Annotated in this window: 13 protein-coding genes, 1 pseudogene and 1 riboswitch; of the genes and pseudogenes, 5 read left to right on the forward strand and 9 right to left on the reverse strand. The window is 58.7% G+C overall.

All coding sequences use genetic code 11. The annotated features are described in order from the left end of the window. Nucleotides 1–97: 97 nt before the first annotated feature. A pseudogene (locus ACSEXS_RS08680) lies at nucleotides 98–922 on the forward strand (carbon-nitrogen family hydrolase). 162 nt (nucleotides 923–1084) lie between these two features. Here ACSEXS_RS08680 and ACSEXS_RS08685 read toward each other — a convergent pair. The 3 genes from ACSEXS_RS08685 to ACSEXS_RS08695 are packed head-to-tail and all read right to left on the reverse strand — an operon-like array spanning nucleotide 1085 to nucleotide 6069. Further along, nucleotides 1085–1960 carry an amidohydrolase family protein gene (locus ACSEXS_RS08685; RefSeq protein ID WP_438432763.1) on the reverse strand — a complete coding sequence of 292 codons (876 nt, stop codon included), beginning with the start codon at nucleotides 1958–1960 and terminating at the stop codon, nucleotides 1085–1087. 30 nt (nucleotides 1961–1990) lie between these two features. Then, on the reverse strand, nucleotides 1991–5122 hold the full coding sequence (locus tag ACSEXS_RS08690) for a GNAT family N-acetyltransferase (RefSeq protein ID WP_438432764.1): 3132 nt from the start codon (nucleotides 5120–5122) through the stop codon (nucleotides 1991–1993). A 17-nt stretch (nucleotides 5123–5139) separates the two neighbouring features. Next, nucleotides 5140–6069, reverse strand: a complete 930-nt coding sequence (locus ACSEXS_RS08695; protein WP_438432765.1) for a GNAT family N-acetyltransferase — start codon at nucleotides 6067–6069, stop codon at nucleotides 5140–5142. Between the two features lie 220 nt (nucleotides 6070–6289). Between ACSEXS_RS08695 and ACSEXS_RS08700 the strand changes: the two genes are divergently transcribed. The 4 genes from ACSEXS_RS08700 to ACSEXS_RS08715 all read left to right on the forward strand — a co-directional run bounded on the left by ACSEXS_RS08700 (nucleotide 6290) and on the right by ACSEXS_RS08715 (nucleotide 12165). After that, nucleotides 6290–7846 (forward strand): ABC-F family ATP-binding cassette domain-containing protein, encoded by a 1557-nt coding sequence (locus ACSEXS_RS08700; RefSeq protein WP_438432766.1) that lies wholly within the window; start codon nucleotides 6290–6292, stop codon nucleotides 7844–7846. Between the two features lie 341 nt (nucleotides 7847–8187). Continuing rightward, nucleotides 8188–10557, forward strand: a complete 2370-nt coding sequence (gene helD / locus ACSEXS_RS08705) for an RNA polymerase recycling motor HelD (protein ID WP_438432767.1) — start codon at nucleotides 8188–8190, stop codon at nucleotides 10555–10557. A 203-nt stretch (nucleotides 10558–10760) separates the two neighbouring features. Next, complete coding sequence (locus ACSEXS_RS08710; protein WP_438432768.1) at nucleotides 10761–12008, forward strand: glycosyltransferase family 4 protein; 1248 nt, start codon at nucleotides 10761–10763, stop codon at nucleotides 12006–12008. Beyond that, entirely contained in the window at nucleotides 12001–12165 is a 165-nt protein-coding gene (locus ACSEXS_RS08715) for a hypothetical protein (protein WP_438432769.1), read from the forward strand. Before ACSEXS_RS08710 ends, ACSEXS_RS08715 begins: the two co-directional genes overlap by 8 nt. A 78-nt stretch (nucleotides 12166–12243) precedes the next feature. Here the strand turns inward: ACSEXS_RS08715 and ACSEXS_RS08720 are convergent, their stop codons facing one another. The 6 genes from ACSEXS_RS08720 to ACSEXS_RS08745 form a co-directional block, all read right to left on the reverse strand. Continuing rightward, on the reverse strand, nucleotides 12244–12612 hold the full coding sequence (locus tag ACSEXS_RS08720) for a hypothetical protein (RefSeq protein WP_438432770.1): 369 nt from the start codon (nucleotides 12610–12612) through the stop codon (nucleotides 12244–12246). Nucleotides 12613–12654: 42 nt separating this feature from the next. Continuing rightward, complete coding sequence (locus ACSEXS_RS08725) at nucleotides 12655–13587, reverse strand: NAD-dependent epimerase/dehydratase family protein (RefSeq protein WP_438432771.1); 933 nt, start codon at nucleotides 13585–13587, stop codon at nucleotides 12655–12657. Between the two features lie 158 nt (nucleotides 13588–13745). Beyond that, nucleotides 13746–14237 carry a C40 family peptidase gene (locus ACSEXS_RS08730; protein WP_438432772.1) on the reverse strand — a complete coding sequence of 164 codons (492 nt, stop codon included), beginning with the start codon at nucleotides 14235–14237 and terminating at the stop codon, nucleotides 13746–13748. A 279-nt stretch (nucleotides 14238–14516) separates the two neighbouring features. Further along, nucleotides 14517–15008: a C40 family peptidase gene (locus ACSEXS_RS08735; protein ID WP_438432773.1), complete on the reverse strand. Its 492-nt coding sequence runs from the start codon at nucleotides 15006–15008 to the stop codon at nucleotides 14517–14519. A gap of 184 nt (nucleotides 15009–15192) precedes the next feature. After that, nucleotides 15193–16599 carry an amino acid permease gene (locus ACSEXS_RS08740; protein WP_438433114.1) on the reverse strand — a complete coding sequence of 469 codons (1407 nt, stop codon included), beginning with the start codon at nucleotides 16597–16599 and terminating at the stop codon, nucleotides 15193–15195. 264 nt (nucleotides 16600–16863) lie between these two features. Continuing rightward, nucleotides 16864–17054: riboswitch (Lysine riboswitch) on the reverse strand. 81 nt (nucleotides 17055–17135) lie between these two features. Continuing rightward, nucleotides 17136–17849, reverse strand: a complete 714-nt coding sequence (locus ACSEXS_RS08745; RefSeq protein WP_438432774.1) for a type 1 glutamine amidotransferase — start codon at nucleotides 17847–17849, stop codon at nucleotides 17136–17138. Nucleotides 17850–17944 lie beyond the last annotated feature (95 nt).

Consider the following 17944-nt stretch of genomic DNA (forward strand, 5'->3'; position numbering starts at 1 on the left):
TCCCTCCCGATCGGTATCTTTCTGAGTATAGCGCGTTGATTCCGGTTTTGCATCTGCCTGTCCGGAACGGAACGCGAGGAAAAAGGAGGAACCCGCGATGAAATGGAAGGTAACCTGCCTGCAGATGGATGTCGCCTTCGGCGACCCCGATGCCAATTATCGGCGAGCGGAAGAATTGGCGCGGCAGGCCGCAAGCCGTCGGGAATCCGACGGGAAAGACGCGGCAGGAGCCGCCGTTCTGGCGCTGCCCGAGCTGTGGACGACGGGCTACGACCTCGTCCGGCTTCCGGCGATCGCCGATTGGAACGGCAGCCGGACGCTTTCTTTCCTGTCCGAGCTGGCCGTCTCCTGCGGTTAGGCCATCGTCGGCGGTTCCTATGCCCGGCTGGAGGAGGACGGCATCCGCAATACGATGCCCTTCGTCGATTCGAACGGTCGGAACCTGGGCTCTTATGACAAGCTGCATCTGTTCGGACCGATGGACGAGCCGAGCTTCCTGCTTCCGGGCAGCCGCCTCGGCCGGTTTGCCTTGAACGGCATTCCCTGCGCCGGTGTCGTCTGCTACGACATCCGCTTCCCGGAATGGATTCGCGCCCACGCGCTTGCCGGAGCCGAAGTGCTGTTCGTGGCGGCGGAATGGCCCGCTTCCCGGCTGGATCACTGGCGGACGCTGCTGACCGCCCGGGCCATCGAGAATCAATGCTTCGTCGTCGCCTGCAACCGGGTCGGCTCCGATCCGGCAAACCGCTTCGCCGGGCACTCCCTCATCCTCGATCCATGGGGAGCCTTACTCGCCGAAGGCGGCGCGGAGGAGGAGCTCGTCTCGGCCGAGCTCGATTTGTCCCTCGTGCAGGAGGTGCGCTCCCGCATCCCCGTCTTCCACGACCGGCGTCCCGACCTGTACGGAGCCTTCGGAAGCTGAAGCGCTCCGCTGCCGTTCGCTATGCCGATGCCATGCCGCATAAACGGCAAACAAGTCCCCTCTTCGCTCACGCGAGGCAGGGGACTTGTTCGTAATTCGGCGCACGCCGGTTTAATCGTGCAGCTAGCAGCGCCGCCGCTTAAACTGCTCGCTCGGAAGAAATCAGAGCGAGGCGATCCGCTGTTCGATGCGCGGGAACAGCCGGAAGGCGTTGTGGTAGAACACGTCTTCGTGAAATTTCTCCGGCACCAGCCGACGGACGAACTCGGCGTAGAGGTCGATAGGCGCAAGCGGCCAATCGGTGCCGAACAGCATCTTCTCGTAGTGATCCGAATAGACGAGCGCTCTTCGGAAGTGATCCATGAACAGCGGCTCGTTCATAAACCGCTCGAAGTGAGCCTTGTCGCCGACGACAAGGCCGGACAAGTCGGCGAACACGTTCGGGTTCTTCGCCACGACCTCGGCGGCGTCCATCACCCAGGGATCGCCCAGGTGACAGATCATGAAATTCACGCCGCGCTGCTGAAGCGCCAGCTCATCCACCGTCAGCGGATGCGAATACTTCAGCAGTCCGTTCATGGAATACGTGTCGCCGGTATGGATGACGACCGGTACCTGATACCGGGCAGCAAGCTCGTAGACCGGCCCGTAGATTTTATCGTAGACGAAGTGATGGTAATAGCCGGCGTACAGTTTAATTCCGGCGACCTCGGGCGACCTCAGCCGGGCTTCCACCCGGTCCAGCTCCTCCTGGGCATGCTCGCCTGCGAGCCGGTTGGGGTTGATGCCCACGCATTCCATCAGGAACGGCGGTACCTGTTCCTCGAGGTCGAGTCCCATCGGATTCGGCGACGCCGAATCGGGGAACGCCCCCGGAGTCTGCTCGGTGACGCCCATTCCGATTCCCAGAATGACGCCGTTTCGGTCAAATTCCGCCTTCAGGCCGGCCGCCGTATATTCGACCTTAGACAGGTCGGCCGCCGTGCGGCGAAAGCTCTCGATATCCGAGAGATGAATGTGAATGTCGATCATCGGCATGAAGGGTCCTCCTTTGCTATATACACGGGATTAATCCGTGTTAGTGGAAAAGCTCAGCTTCCAGAGTCCTTGAAGATCCTGCTCCTTCAACGGCAGCTCTCCGAACAAGAGGAAGGTCGGCTGCGTCCAGGAGGTTTTATCGTTCGTCAGCGGCAAGTAGTGCTGAACCCCTTGCGAGAGCACTTGGTTGTTCAGATAAGCCCAGCCGGTCTGCGTGGGGTAGCGGTACGCGACATGCATCAGGTCTTTTCGGGAAGCGGAACCGATCCGCAAGAGGCCGTCGGGAGAAATCTCCACTTCGGTGATTCCCGCCTGGAAACGTTCTTTCCCGGGAATCTCCATCCACCCTTCCGCAAAGGTCGGGGAAGGCCGGAAGAAGTTGCGGCTCATGAAGGGGTAGCCGGATCGATAGAGCCCGCTTTCATCCTTGACCGAGAACAGCATGCAGAGCACCGGCACACCCGGCAGCAGGAGATAATGCTGGCGAATGGTTAAGCCGCGCCAAGCTTCCTTTTTCTCAATGCGAGTGGTAAGCCGCAGGCCCGTCCAGACGTTTCCGCACGAATCGGTCAAGGAAGCATGATCGGCGCTGCGCGGCTCCTCTTCCCGGCTGAAGCCGTTAATGCCGGAAATGTCGACGCCGAGACCGCCGTGCCAGGGATTCCACCACGAGCGGGGAGACGCTTGCGGATAAGAGTGATCCAGCCATTCCTCTCCTTTAAACCGGAGAGAATGCACGACGCTGCCAAATTGCGGCGCCGATTCCATCCGCAGAACGCCATTATCGGCCGTATAGAGCGAGCCGGCTTCTCCCTCCGATACCTCGCAGGCCACCGGACCGCCGCTTTGGGGCAGCCAGAGAGCGGTACGCTCCTGCCGCCAATCTTCGCCTTCATAGACGGCCCGCACTCTTGCGAGGCTGCCGGTGAGCGATTGGACCGATTCCGTTTCGAAACGGGCCGATCGCAGATCCTGCTCTCGCTCCAACCGGATCGAACTGACGGCCAGGTCCGTTGCTGCGGCATATTCCAGATAAAGATGTGCCTGACCGGCCATCGGCGCCGTCTTCGCATCCTCCAGCTTCGCTTGCAGCGGTTCCTCCGCAAACGGATTGCCCTCGCCAAGCACCAGCTCCAAATGATCGCTCAGCATCGGCAGGACGGGATCTCTGCGCTTCGTGGCGAAGGCACGGAATTCTCCCCAATTGGGGAAGGTGTTCAGAGCGAAAACCAACTCAGGGGTCTGGGCGGAGGATCCTGGCGTAAGCTTGCCCAGGTCGATTTCCAGTCCGAAGGGATATTCCGGCCGGAGCAGGGAAAGCGCCGGGTCCCAGGCGATTCCGTAGGTTCCGGTCTCCCCTTGGCAGAACAACCAATTCTCCGTCAACTGCTCGGTTTCCCAAAGATCCGGAGAGCTGGTGTATTCCTCCTTCATATCGATATAGTGTCCCCGGTAAGGCAGGATCAGCCGCCTTCCGAAGAAGCCGAAATTCATCATCAAGGAAAGGCCGTCCTCTGACTCCTCGATGTTTGCGTTGCAAACTTCGTGATGGAACTTCACAATCCCATTCGGCAGAAGCTTCGCGACCGTTTTGAGCTGATAGCCGGAGAAATCCTCCGATTCGTACAGAATCTCCAGAACCTGGCTGTCCCCTTCGGAATAGGTCTTGAATTCCTCCGCGGTTTTCTTGGAAAACTCCTCCGAAAACGGCTTGCCCAGCTTCGGGTAAACCAACCAGAAGTTGTGGTGGGAGCCCGGGCATTCCACCCACAGGGTATTGTTCTGCTTCGAATGGTGAATCGAGTACCGGCCGTTCGCCGCCAGCCACTGTTCCCCGGCGTCTCCGCCGAAGCGGCCTTCGGTTCCCTTCAAAAGGAGATACAGCCGCCGATTGAAGCGAACTTCCTTGCCGCTAACCGTTGCTGCGGTCACTTCGATCTCGTGCGAGAATAGCCCAAACGCCTTCAGGCGGAAGGGAACGGCAACGGATGCCTTCCCTTTACCCGGAACGGTAACGCGAACAAGGCGCTCCTCCCATTCTACGCTGTCGTCCTCCGGCCAAGCAAACGAGTACTCGGTCGGCTCGGCGTAGTTGTTCTCTACATTTACATATAAATCCCCGTGCATGCCGGGATTCAGCTCATACCACGGCAGCGCAAGCGATACTTTCGCCGGGAACTTGGGGGCGATGCCGATTCGGAATTCGGCCCTCCGGCCGCCGATGAGCCATTCGCTCATGACGACGGGATGCGTCTTCCAATCGTTCTGCTCCTCCTGGACCGGCTCCAGCTCGAATTCGCCTTCCAACGTTCGGGTTTCACCCGGTGCGAGCGTGAAGGAGAAGGTCGCCGAGAAGCGGATATTCTTGTCATCCCGGCCCTTGATCTCCACAGTGAGCGGGGAAGCGGATTTGTTCACGATTCGGTAGCGGACCGGATACGTTGCTCCGAACACCAGATCGTGCTCGTCCACCTCGGTCGATATGGCGTAATCTGGCGTCTCGAGCGCGGTCAGGCCGCGTCCCGTCTTCTCGAATTCCGCACGGATAGATAGGGCTTCCTTTTGCCAGGTATATTCGAAGAAATCGAAGTTGCGCTCCCGCCGTCCGTCCGGCTCGATTGCGATCGGACGGGTTCCGTCGGCGTACCAATCCAGCTCGGCAAAATACGGTGCGAGCGCCTCCGTCTGCAGGATGGTCGGAATGAAGTTCATCAGATGGACCGCGTCGTCTTTCTTTTCCCAGAAGAAGCCGCATTTCTTGTACATTGGTACGGCCTTGGTGTTGCCGGCCCAGGTGAAGAGGTCGAGGCGCGGCCAGCCCATCTCGACGGTTTTCCGGACGGCGTTCCGGATCAGATTGCGGCCGACCTTACGGCCGTGGTAATCGGGACGCACATTCAGCAGCGGAACGTACAGGGCGCCTTCATCCGAGCGGTAATGGGAGAAGCTGCAAAATCCGACAACCTCCTCTCCGTCGACGGCGAGAAACACATGAAGGTTGGTCGAGTTCGCCATTTCCCGCCGCACGCTGTCCTCGGTGCGCTGATGGGTGCCGCCGCCCCAGCTTTCGTTGCTGCGGTTCCACATCTCGGCGAGCGCCTTGGCGTAGGCAGGCTCATATTCCACAATGCGGATGGAATCCGCGGCGATGCTTGTTGACATGGTTGTACAGCTCCTTTTTATTCCATCCCGTTCGGGATGATATAGTTGTAATAATCCTGCACGGCAGTCTCGCGGAAGCCGCAGGACCGGTACAAACCGAGGGCGCCGTCGTTCTCGCATTCCACCTCAAGCCTGTAAGAGGTGCAGCCTTGCGTCCGAGCGAGCCTTATCGCCTCGCGCAGGATCGCGCGCCCCAGCCCTTGCCCCCGCAGCTCGGGGAGCACCGAGAAGCCGAAGAGATGCGCGGCCTGTGCTTTCATTTGAATGCTGATCTTGCCCGCCGGTTCCCCGTCTTCCCGAAAAGCGGCGTAGATGCGGTCGTCCGGGCTGTTCAACAGCACTTCGTCGACGTAAGCTTCCGTCGCTTCCCGGGTCATGTCGAAGCCCCGCATGTCAAGGAGGATGACCAGCTCCCGGTCCGCTTCGCTGCAATGCCGAAGCGATACGGCGGGAAGCTCGGTGCGGGCCTGCGCCGAACCGGCGGCTGCCTCCGCCTCCTCGGACCAGTCCATGACATATTCGGAGAAGCTCTTCTTCAGGCCGAGCGAGCCGATATAGCCCTTGCCCGAGAGCGAACGCTCGGGACTGATCAGGATCAGCTTGCGGAAGCCTTGGCGGAGCGCTTCCTCGGTACCTGCCTGAAACAGGTTCCGGAAGATTCCTTCGCGCCGCCGGTCCGGATGCACCAGGCCGACCACCTCGGCCGAATCCGGCTCGAAGCTGTTCAGTCCCAGGTAGCCGATCAATCGGCCCTCTGTATCCTCCCACAGAAAATCGCGCTTCGCTCCCGGCCGGCGGTTCTCCATCATGGTTTTATGCAGCTTGAGTTGAATGTCTTCCCGGGCCTCGCATGCTGCGGCCAATTCGGCCACGCGGTCCACGGTTTCCGGGTCCATTCCCTCGGGGATGCGGAGCGTACCGGTTGCGAATTGATTGTTTTTCGTCAAAACGAGTCCCCTTTCCGCAGGTTCTCACTCTCTGCAGGTTGCTAGCCTTAACAATACTTCATCGCGGACGTCGGGGCTAGGGCAACTTTCGCTAAACGGATTATCTCCCGATCGGCGGAGGAATTCCGTTTTTTTCTGAAGCGGCGGCATTGAGTTTCCCTGCGCACTCCGCTTATAATCAATAGGACTATACCAAGACAGGGAGTTTAATCGAGAACCCATGAGCATTCTTACCGTCAAGAACATCAGCCACGGCTTCGGCGACCGGGCTATCTTCAAGGATGTGTCGTTCCGCCTGCTGAAGGGCGAGCACATCGGTCTCGTCGGCGCCAACGGCGAAGGCAAATCGACGTTCATGAACATCATCACCGGCAAGCTGGAGCCGGATGCCGGCAAGGTCGAATGGTCGAAGAACGTTCGGGTCGGCTATCTGGATCAGCATGCCGTTCTGCAGAAGGGTCAGTCCATCCGCGACGCCCTTCGCCAAGCGTTCGCCTATCTGTTTGAATTGGAAGCGAAGATGAACCAGCTGTACGCCGATATGGCATCCGCTACTCCCGACGAGATGGACGCGATGCTGGAAGAAGTCGGAACGATCCAGGATACGCTCACCAACCACGATTTTTATATCATCGACGCCAAGGTCGAGGAAGTGGCCCGCGGGCTCGGGCTCCATGAGATCGGTCTGGATCGCGATGTCCATGATCTGAGCGGCGGCCAGCGAACCAAGATTCTGCTCGCCAAGCTGCTCCTGGAGAAGCCCGACATCCTCCTGCTCGACGAACCGACCAACTACCTGGACGAGCAGCATATCGAATGGCTGAAGCGGTACCTGCAGGATTATGAGAATGCCTTCATTCTCATCTCCCACGACGTACCGTTCCTGAACAGCGTCATCAACCTCATCTACCACATGGAAAATCAAGAGCTGAACCGGTACGTCGGCGATTACGACACGTTCACCCAGCAGCACGAGGCCAAGAAGATGCAGCTCGAATCCGCCTTCAAGCGGCAACAGCAGGAAATCGCCGATCTGAAGGATTTCGTCGCCCGCAACAAAGCCCGCGTATCCACCCGCAACATGGCGATGTCCCGCCAGAAGAAGCTGGACAGCATGGACATTATCGAGCTGGCGAAAGAAAAACCGAAGCCGGTATTTAACTTTAAAGAAGCCCGCGCCTCCGGCCGGACGATCTTCGAGACCAAGGAGCTGGTCATCGGGTATGGCGAACCGCTGTCGCGTCCCTTGACCCTGCTTATGGAGCGCGGTCAGAAGATTGCGCTCACCGGCGCCAACGGCATCGGCAAAACGACCCTCCTGCGCAGCATCCTGGGCGAGATTCAGGCGCTTTCCGGCACGGTCGAGCTAGGCGATTACCTGCACATCGGTTATTTCGAGCAGGAAGTCAAAACCTCGAACAGCAACACCTGCATCGAAGAGGTTTGGAACGAATTCCCCTCCCTCAATCAATTCGAAGTCCGGGCCGCGCTCGCCAAGTGCGGGCTGACGACCAAGCACATCGAGAGCAAGATCGAGGTGCTGAGCGGCGGCGAAAAAGCCAAGGTGCGGCTGTGCAAGCTGATCAACCGCGAAACCAACCTGCTCGTGCTCGACGAACCGACCAACCACCTCGACGTGGACGCCAAGGATGAGCTGATGCGGGCACTGAAGGCCTATAAAGGAAGCATCCTGCTGATCAGCCATGAGCCGGAGTTCTACCGCGAGATCGCAACGGACGTCTGGAACTGCGAATCGTGGACGACGAAGGTGTTCTAAGCACCAACAAGACCGGTTTATTTAACGTTCTTTGGGGCCTGTATAATAAAAGAGCTGCCAAGTCCTTCCCCGATTAAGGGTGAAAGGCTTGGCAGCTCTTTTTTGATTTGTTTTTATTTGGAGAGCAATTCTGCTCATCGATAACAACAAAAAAACGGCCTCGTCCTCCCCCGGAGAAACGGCCGCCAAATCTGCAGGTTGAATTTAGAAAATAAACGTGTTACACTAAATCAGCTATTCCCTGCCCAAACAAAAATAACGATACACCTTTATGTATCTGCAATTATTATAGCAGGCAGGTTCCGTTGTTGTCAACCATTTAATTTAAGGAGTGGAGCGAAATGGCCGAAGAGCGCCAGGAGCATATCGCGGAACAGGAGTGGGAGCGGGAGTTCCGCCGGGTGGATGAGGTGGAGACCAAGCTGCGCAAAGAGATTGAGCGTCTGAGCCCGCAGGTTGGCAGCCTGCGCGAGCAGGTTGTGGACATTCGCAAGAACTTTTGGGACGGCGTTTCGATCGACCTCAGCACCGCCGACGATGTACTGGAAACCCTCGCCTCCATGCGCCAGCAGGCTGAGGTGCTGACGGAGCGCGAGATCGGCCACAAGAACGTTGCGGACCGGCTGAAACGGATGCAGCGGCTTCTCCCCTCCCCTTATTTCGGCCGTGTGGATTTTACGGAATCGGGCGAGCGGATTTCCGAACCGTTTTATATCGGCCTCGCTTCCTTTCAGGAGGAAGACACCGGCCTCTTCTACGTATACGACTGGAGGACGCCGGTAGCCAGTCTCTATTATGACCATTCGCCGGGACCGGCCCGCTACGTCACCCCGGTGATGACCATTGAGGGCACGATGGACCTCAAGCGCCAATATGTCATCCAGAACGGCGAGCTCGTCATGATGTTCGACACCGGCGAGACGATCGGCGACGAGCTGCTGCAGCAGGCTCTGGGCCGAAGCGCCGATTCCCAGATGAAGAGCATCGTGGCGACGATCCAGAAGGAGCAGAACCGGATCATCCGCAACCTGACGAGCGACATGCTGATCGTCCAGGGTGCAGCGGGCAGCGGCAAGACCTCGGCTGCGCTCCAGCGGGTCGCGTATCTGCTGTACCGCCATCGGGATTATCTCAAGGCGGATCAGATCATCCTGTTCTCGCCCAATCCGATGTTCAACAGCTACGTGGCCTCGGTTCTGCCCGAGCTCGGCGAGGAAAACATGCTGCAGACCACCTTCCAGGAATATCTCGATCATACGCTGCGTCCGGATTACCGGGTGGAAGACTCCTATGACCAGATGGAATATGTTCTCGGCAGCCGGGGAGAACCGGGATATGAAGCCCGCTTGGAAGGAATCCGCTTTAAAGCTTCGGAGGCCTATCTCAATGCCATTCGGGCTTATGTTCAACGTCTCGGCGAAAGCGGGTTATGCTTCCGTCCGCTGGAACGGAAGGGCCGCATCTTCGTCAGCGCCGAGGACATCGCCGGGCACTTCTATTCCCTCGACCGGTCGATCCGGATGGCCAACCGCATGGACTTGACCCGGGAGTGGCTGGCGGAGCGGCTCCGCGAGCTGGAGAAGGCGGAACGGGACGCGGACTGGGTAGCGGATGAGCTCGATTACCAGGACCGCGACCGCTATCAGCAGGCTTATGTCCAGTTCCGCAAGAAGCTGAAGGACCAAGACCCCTCCTTCCATGACGGCATCCAGGAGGAGGATATCCTGCGCCGAATGATCGTAAGGGATTACTTCCGTCCGCTCGTCCAAGAAGCCGAAGCGCTCGCCTTCGTCGATATTCACGGCATCTTCGGGGAGCTGTTCCGGGACCCGGCGGAGATGGCGCATTATGTCGGGGAAGGCGAGCTTCCTCCCGCCTGGCCGGAAATCTGCCGCATGACCGCAGAGAAGCTGGCGGAACGCAAGCTTCTCCACGAGGATGCCACCCCCTTCCTGTACTTGACCGAGCTGATCAAGGGCTTCCAGACCAATACGCAAATTCGCCACGTGGTGATCGATGAGGCCCAGGATTACTCGGCGTTTCAATACGAGTTCCTGAAACGGCTGTTCCCACGGGCCCGGATGACGGTGCTCGGCGATTTCCATCAGGCCATCTTCGCCCATTCCACGACCTTGTCCGGGAATTCTCCCCTGCTCTCCCTCTACGGGCCGGACCGGACCGAGACGATCCGCCTGAGCCAGAGCTACCGATCCACTCGGCAGATTGTCGAATTTACCCGGGCGCTGCTGCCGGATGGAGACGAGATCGTGCCGTTCCGGCGCGACGGCGAGCTTCCGTCGGTGGTCCGGCTGGAAGAGGCTGCGGAGCGTCCGAAGCGCATTGCGAAGGACGTAGCCGACCTGCAAGCTGCCGGCTTCGGGACCGTGGCGGTGATCTGCCGGACCGCAGCTGAGAGCGAACGGGCGTACGGGGAGCTGAAGGATCTCCTGCCCGTGCGCTTGATTGCCAAGGACAGCCAGTCCTTCTCCAAGGGAGTCCTCGTCATCCCTTCCTATCTGGCCAAGGGCGTCGAATTCGATGCGGTTCTGCTGTATGACGCTTCCTCCGGCTCCTATGCCGACGAGAGCGAGCGCAAGCTGTTCTACACGGCCTGTACCCGGGCGATGCATCGGCTGGTCCTATACAGCCTGGGGGAACCGACGCCGTTCCTGCGCCGCGTGCCCGAAGAAACCTACCGTCTGCTTTCCTGATCTCCGCTTCACCTATATTGCGGCCTGTCCCCCTCGGGGATAGGCCGCTTTTTCCATAGGCCCCCCTGAACGATTTCGCCGTTCGGGAAGCGGGCCGGTCCCCGGCGATTTCTTTTGGCTTCCGGGACTCCCGTCGTGCCGCCTTGAACGGTTACCCATATAGTAAGGTAACGCCTGTTCCGACCGGCGCAATCGCAAGCGAGGTGATTATCCTGAAAATCCTGCTGTCGTGCTACTGGCTGATTCCCCATCTCGGCGGCGTCTGGCCGTTCATGCAACAGCTCAAGAACCAATTGGAAAAGCGGGGGCATACCGTCGACGTGTTCGGCAACGGCACCGATATCCCGCGATACCACATGCTCAGCCAGGACCGGGAACTGCTGAAGGATCACATCCTGCCCGTTCTGCAGCGGAAGCTGAACCATCCGGCCTTTCCGGACCTCGCCGGGAACAACTGGAAGTTCAACGCCGAGCTGGACCGCTATTGCATGGAGTTGTCCGCCGCTTACTTCGGCGTCGGCTCGTATGACGTCATTCATACGCAGGACGTCATTTCCACCCTGGCGATGAGCCGGGTCAAAGCCAAGCACACGGGTCTTGTGGCGAGCATTCACGGCTCCATCGCCCGGGAGGTGAGCTTGTCTTACGCCATATCCAACCTGGACCAAACCGGGCAAAATTCCGTTATCCGCTATTACCGCTCCGTCGAACATCACGGCGCTGCGGCGAGCGATATCACCATCACCTCGACGGAATGGATGCGCAACCTGCTGGTCCACGATAGTCAAATCCCCGCCGATCACATCGTTTCCTTCCCTTACGGGCTGGATACGGAGAACTTTTACCGCATTCAGGCCAAGGGCACGGACCTGGAACGGCCGTTCGGCAAGAAGGTTATCATCTGCCCGGCTCGGCTGACATTCATTAAGGGCATCCGGCATCTGATCGATGCGCTGGCGATCGTCAAACAGCAGCGGAGCGACTGGGTATGCTGGATCGTCGGCGATGGAGATCTCCGCGAATCGCTGCAAACCCAAGCCGCGCAGCTCGGACTCGGCCAGGACGTCCTCTTCCTGGGCAAACGCGAGGATGTTCCGGCCATGCTCACCAAGGCGGACATTCTTGCCCATCCGAGCATTCAGGACAATCAGCCGTTCTCCATCATGGAAGCGCAGATGGCCGGGCTGCCCTGCGTCGTCTCCGATGCAGGCGGGCTGCCGGAAGCGGTGCTGCATCATGTAAACGGCCTGGTGTCTCCGGTCGGCGACGCTCCGACCATGGCCTCCCAGCTCGCCTACCTGCTGGCTCACGACGACATTCGCCGGCAGTTCGGCGAGCGGGCGGCCAGCTGGGCCAAGGAGCATTGGTCGCTCGACATCATGACCGACCGGATGCTCACCTATTACGAGCTGGCAAGACAAAAAGCGGCAGGGGGGGCAGCTTATGCGTAAGGTCTTGGCCGATTTGTATAACGGAATCTTCCTGGTTCAGGTATCGAGCCCGGGAGCGGTCATCGATTACGACGTTTGGACGCGCATCTATGAAAATCTGCCGGAGGGTTACGTTCTGCCTGATCTTCGAACCGCGGTCGATCAGGAGAAGAAATAAAGCGGGCGAACGGTTCGGGGAAGGGAGAGAACCGGGCAGCCTCACACCTCCCCCGACCTATTCGGTCTGCCGTTTCGGTCATGGCAGATAAGGGCCGCTCTCCGGTTCCTTGAGAAGTTGGACATTGGTGAACATGTTGACGTTTTTGCCGTTCTTCCTCGCATAAATCATGAACCTGGCGTTGTCTCCCGTGAACCGGTTGGTGGTGAGCTTCAGATAAAACGGTCTGCCGTTCGTTGCGATGTCCTTCAACCGGATGATCGGAGGCTCCGGACTGCCCGCCGGAATCCGCTGAATCAGCTGAGTAACCTTCTTGCCTCGGACGAACCCTTCCAGGAGCAGCTCGAAATCCCGGTTTCCGAGGTTCATGACCTCGACCCGGATCGCTTGGATGCCGATGGGGTTGATGCGGTTGGTGCGTTCTCCCCGCAGATGATAGATGGACATGCTTTCCCTCCTGCCTCTGTAGACCCCGCCTCGGGCGGATGCTTAGACCTTCCCAAGAAGCCCTGCGCTTCGAAGCGTCTCGGTGAGACCTTGCTCCACCGAGTAAACCGGTTGTGTGTTTAATGCCTTTACCAATTTGCCGTTATCCAGGCAACTGTGGAGGATATCGCCCGGCTTCGCGGCCGCCCGAACGATGGGGACCGTTATTCCGGACAGCCGCAGCAGGGTTTCGGCCAGTTCGCGGATGCGGGTTGTGGCACTGCGGCTTACATTGAGCGTCTCTCCGTCGCCTTTCTCGGCCGCCGCCAGGTTGGCCGCCACCACATCGTCGACAAAAATGAAGTCCCGCGTCTGCTCGCCGTCGCCGAAGAGGACGAGCGGCTCCCGCTTGCGCAGCTTCTCCAGGTAGACGGCCACCACTCCCCCTTCCCCCTTGGGAGTCTGGCCAGGGCCAAACACATTGCCGTAACGCAAAATGGTGTAGCGCGTGCCAAACAGGGAATGATACAAACGAATATACTGCTCGGCCGTGAGCTTGGATTGGCCGTAGAACGAAACCGGGTTTACGGCATCGTCTTCCCGGATTCGCTCCTTCTGCAGCATGCCGTAGACGGCGGAGGTCGAAGCGAAGACGATCTTCCCCTTCCCCGTCTGACGCAGGGCCTCCAGCACCTGCAGCGTTCCCAGAACGTTCGTCCGGCAATCGGCGGACGGGTTCTCGATGGAGCGCTGAACGTCCGCCTGGGCCGCCAGATGGAAGACCACATCCGGAGCCAGCTCCGCCAGCCGCTCCTTGGTCTCGAGCGCAGCGACATCAAGCGGAAGAAAGCGGGCCTCTGGAGGGAGATTCTCTCTTTTCCCGCCGGACAGATCGTCAAGAACCGTGACGTCCGCTCCGATCCCGACAAGCGCATGGGCCAGACGGGAGCCGATGAACCCCGCGCCGCCCGTGATGACGGCCGATAGTGTTTGCACCTTTTGCCACTCCTCCGTTTTTTGTTATAGTACGCGAGAGCCCGGAGAATTGGCACTCTTGCCCGGAAAGGGGCGGAGCAAACGGCAAAAAGCGCCCTCCCTGCCGGCAAGCCGGAGAAAGGACGCTTTGGGGTCGAACGAAAGATGCGATCCGATGGTTAATCGAGGACGCGGGTTCCCGAAATGAATTTCTTGTTCCAGCTTCCCTTGGACAGGTCGCTGATGACCACGTCATACTTCGGGCTGAGGTTGTGAATGAACTTGCCGTCTCCGATATAGATGCCGACATGTCCGATCTTGCCCGGCGTGCTTACGCTGAACATGACCAGATCGCCGGGTTTCAGGTTGGAAATCTTGGTGATCTTCGCTCCGGACTTGGTCTGGGCATTGGCTCCCCAAGGAAGGGAGACTCCGACTTTACCATAGACGAATTGCGTGAAGGACGAGCAGTCGAAGATCAGCTTGCTCGGGTTGCGCTCGCCGTATACATATTGAACCTTGCCTTGATAAGACTCGGCAATGGAAATGACTTTGTTCGCTGCAATCTGGGCATCGGCAGCCGCCGAAACCGGAGCAGCCTGGAACAGCGTCGTGCCGAGAGCGAAGAAAGCGGCAAGAAGCAGTGCGGTCCATTTACTCGTACGTTTCATTGTGTTTTCTCCCCTTTCGGTGTCTGACACCACTGTAACAGGGCTGGAATCGCAATGAAACCGGCAATCCTTTCCACCCGGCAGCCCCATTGATTGAAAAGCGGCTGAAAACCGGAAGCAGCCTTCGGTTCGCGGCTTCCATTCCCTTCCATGGGAAATGCTCCGGTCCCGTTCGAAATACCGGGCCAAGAGTGCCGACAGGCGCCGCTCACCGGGTTTTTCCGGCAGTGGGCGCCTGCTTATGGTTAGACTTCAGTTAGAGTTAAGCGAATAGTCAAGTTATTTGATGACGCGGGTTCCCGAAATGAACTTCTTGTTCCAGCTTCCCTTGGACAGATCGCTGATGACCACGTCATACTTCGGGCTGAGGTTGTGAATGAACTTGCCGTTTCCGATGTAGATGCCGACATGGCCAATCTTGCCGGGGGTGCTTACGCTGAACATGACCAGATCGCCCGGCTTCAGGTTAGCGGTCTTGGTGATCTTCGTTCCGGACTTGGTCTGAGCATTGGCTCCCCAAGGAATCGTAATCCCAACCTTCTTATAGACGAATTGGGTAAACGAAGAGCAGTCGAAAATCAATTTGCTCGTGTTCCGCACGCCATATTGATATTGAACTTTGCCCTGATAAGACTTGGCAATGGAAATCACTTTGCTGGCAGTCGAGCTGGCGGTCGCGGCTTCTGCCTTCTTCGCGGGCAGCATCGCGGAAGCGCCGAAGGCGAGGACAGCGGCAAGCAGCAGGGCGGTGAATTTTTTGAACTGTTTCATGGGTTGTTTCTCTCCTTTCGGTGTCTGGCAACAGACTAACAAGGATTTCGGCCGAGTTAAACCGGAAATCCTTGGAACCGTTAGGGAGAGTTTGATGAAAATGGGATGAAAACCTTGCCTGGAAAGGGGTTTCAAGCTGCCATTCCCGTCCATGGGAATTTATCCCGGGCGGTTTCAAACCCGATTATTCGGGTTGATCCGCTCCGAAATCGACCTCGAAATTGCATTCCTCCAGCTTAACGACCTTCGTTTTCTTGGTCCATTTGTACCCCAGCCAGAAGGCCAGAAACACCGGAATGCCGATATACGAAGCGACCAAAAGCTGCCAATCCACCTGGCCTTCGGAGAAGGCCGACAGGCTCTGGCCGACGATGACCACGAGACACAGAGCGAAGGCGAACAGCGGTCCGAACGGGTACCATTTGGCTTTGTAGGGCAATTCCTCCAGCGGCTTGCCTTGGGCAACGTAGGCTTTTCGGAAGCGGTAATGACTGATGGCGATACCCAGCCAAGCGATAAAGCCCGTCATGCCGGAGGCGTTCAGCAGCCAGAGGTACACGACCCCATCGCCAAAGAACGAGGCCAAAAAGGCGAACAATCCGAACGCCGCCGTAAGCAGCAGCGCGTTGACGGGAACGCCTCCCTTGTTCAGCTTGGTGAGGAATTTCGGGGCTTTGCCCTCCTTGGCGAGCACCCACAGCATGCGGGTGGAGGCGTACATACCGGAGTTGCCGGCGGACAGCACCGAGGTCAGGATAATGGCGTTCATTACGGATGCCGCGAAGGCCAGACCTGCCTTTTCAAACAGGATCGTAAACGGGCTCATCTGCACGGCGTCGCTGGCCAGATTCTCGTTCGTGTACGGAATCAGCATGCCGATGATGAAGATGGCCAGGATATAGAACAGCAGAATCCGCCAAAATACGGAACGGACCGCCTTGGGAATGCTCTGCCGCGGGTTCTCGCTCTCCCCCGCCGCGATCCCGACGAGCTCCGTTCCCTGGAACGAGAAGCCCGCTGCCATGAATACGCCGAGCGCCGCCAGGAAGCCGCCGTGGAAGGGAGCGTCCCCTGACGTAAAGTTCTTGAAGCCGACCGCTTCACCGCCCAGAATGCCGAAGATCATCAGGATGCCGACCGCAATGAAGACGATGACGGTGACGATCTTAATGGTGGCAAACCAATATTCCGATTCGCCGTAGCCCTTGACCGAGAGCAGGTTCAGGCCGATCATGAGAGCCAGGAACAAGGCGCTCCACAGAAACGAGGAGCTGTTCGGCAGCCAGAACTTCATGATCAGCGTAGCGGCCGACAGCTCGGCGGCGATGGTGATCGCCCAGTTGTACCAATAGTTCCAGCCGATGGCAAAGCCGAAGGCCGGGTCGACGAAGCGGTCCGCATAGGTGCTGAACGCACCCGAGACCGGCATATAGGTTGCCATTTCCCCCAGGCTGGTCACCAGAAAATAAACCATGATGCCGATGATGGCGTAGGCGAGAAGCGCTCCACCCGGTCCGGCGGAATGGATGGCGCCGCCGCTTGCCAGGAACAGGCCGGTTCCGATGGCCCCGCCGAGCGAGATCATGGTCATGTGCCGGGATTTGAGCCCCCGGCGAAGCTGATCTCCGCCGGGCCCCTGGGCTTTGGGCTCGCGCCGCCCGTCGGGTATGGGTGTGAACGGTTCCACTTCTTTGGCATTTCTCACTGCTTGAACACTCCTTTTTGGGTTTGGTCCACTCGATACGACCGCGCCATGTCAGGAAGGATGCATGCCGGCATAACAACAAAAAACCGCAGAAACTGAATAACCGTTTCCTGCGGTTCGCAAACCGGCATCCCGCATCAAAAGACCTTCCATGAAGATAGCACAACACACGGGAAGCCTGGAAAGCTCCGTGTGACAGTTCCGTTCCTTTCGGAGACGGCCCCAGCAAGCGTCAGCCCGACGGCTGCGTCACTTCGGCGGTTTTTCTCTTCGACCGGCTTCCTCGGCGTGTCGGCGCCTCTGCCGGTGTACTCTTAAAAACCGCGACCTCTACCCCATCCACTTGTCCATGATGAGGGCATTGTTCAATTGTCGTACGTTCACCAGTATAGATCAGGTGAATCGCTCTTGGCAATGGCTATTTATGGATGGCTGGCCGGCACTCGTCCGAACAACCCTTCGGCCAGCTCCGCCATCCAAGCCTGATTGGCCGCTACCCGCTCCGGCTGATCGATCATCTCTTCCGGTTGTTGGATATATGGACCGGCCGGCCAATCGGACCGGGCCGCCTCGACGTACCCTTTAAGCAGCTCAGGCGTGTTCTCCAGATGGAACTGCAGGCCGACGACACGGTCGCCGTATACGAACGCCTGACGCCCGCAGGCTGCGCTCGACGCCAGCACCCTTGCTTCCGGCGGAAGCTCGGAGAAGGTATCGAAATGCCAATGAAAGACCGTGGCCTGCCGCGGGAAGCGGGCGAACAGCGGATGGTTCAGTGCGTCCGCCTTCCACTCAATCGGCCACCAACCGATCTCCGGCTCCGGATTGGCCGTCACCTTGCCGCCGATGGCATCGGCGATCAGCTGGCTGCCCAGGCAGATGCCCAGCACCGGCTTGTGCTGCTCGATCGTCTGCCGGATAAATGCCTTCTCTGCACGGAGCCACGGATAAGCTTCCTCCTCGTAGATATTCATCGGTCCGCCCATGACGATCAGGCCGTCCACCTCCGCATGTTCCGGCAGCGGTTCACAGGCGCTGAACAGCGTGCGGGTCATCGTGTGTCCGGCTTCCTTCGCCCATTCTAACAGGCTTCCCGGGGTCTCCAGCGGGATGTGCTGCAAATAATGAAGCTTCATCGCCCTTCCCTCCCCTATCTTTACGTTATTTTACCTTCCATCATACTTCCCGGAAGAACGATTCGGCAATGGTCTCGGAGCAAGTCGAGCTCATC

Source organism: Gorillibacterium terrae, from assembly GCF_051594785.1.
Taxonomy (GTDB): domain Bacteria; phylum Bacillota; class Bacilli; order Paenibacillales; family NBRC-103111; genus Gorillibacterium.

Excerpts from the sequence above, each read along its gene's own strand:
- ACSEXS_RS08685 (WP_438432763.1), bottom strand. The coding sequence starts at position 1,960 with ATGCCGATGATCGACATTCACATTCATCTCTCGGATATCGAGAGCTTT.
- ACSEXS_RS08690 (WP_438432764.1), bottom strand. The coding sequence starts at position 5,122 with ATGTCAACAAGCATCGCCGCGGATTCCATCCGCATTGTGGAATATGAG.
- ACSEXS_RS08700 (WP_438432766.1), top strand. The coding sequence starts at position 6,290 with ATGAGCATTCTTACCGTCAAGAACATCAGCCACGGCTTCGGCGACCGG.
- helD (WP_438432767.1), top strand. The coding sequence starts at position 8,188 with ATGGCCGAAGAGCGCCAGGAGCATATCGCGGAACAGGAGTGGGAGCGG.
- ACSEXS_RS08715 (WP_438432769.1), top strand. The coding sequence starts at position 12,001 with ATGCGTAAGGTCTTGGCCGATTTGTATAACGGAATCTTCCTGGTTCAG.
- ACSEXS_RS08720 (WP_438432770.1), bottom strand. The coding sequence starts at position 12,612 with ATGTCCATCTATCATCTGCGGGGAGAACGCACCAACCGCATCAACCCC.
- ACSEXS_RS08730 (WP_438432772.1), bottom strand. The coding sequence starts at position 14,237 with ATGAAACGTACGAGTAAATGGACCGCACTGCTTCTTGCCGCTTTCTTC.
- ACSEXS_RS08735 (WP_438432773.1), bottom strand. The coding sequence starts at position 15,008 with ATGAAACAGTTCAAAAAATTCACCGCCCTGCTGCTTGCCGCTGTCCTC.
- ACSEXS_RS08740 (WP_438433114.1), bottom strand. The coding sequence starts at position 16,599 with ATGACCATGATCTCGCTCGGCGGGGCCATCGGAACCGGCCTGTTCCTG.
- ACSEXS_RS08745 (WP_438432774.1), bottom strand. The coding sequence starts at position 17,849 with ATGAAGCTTCATTATTTGCAGCACATCCCGCTGGAGACCCCGGGAAGC.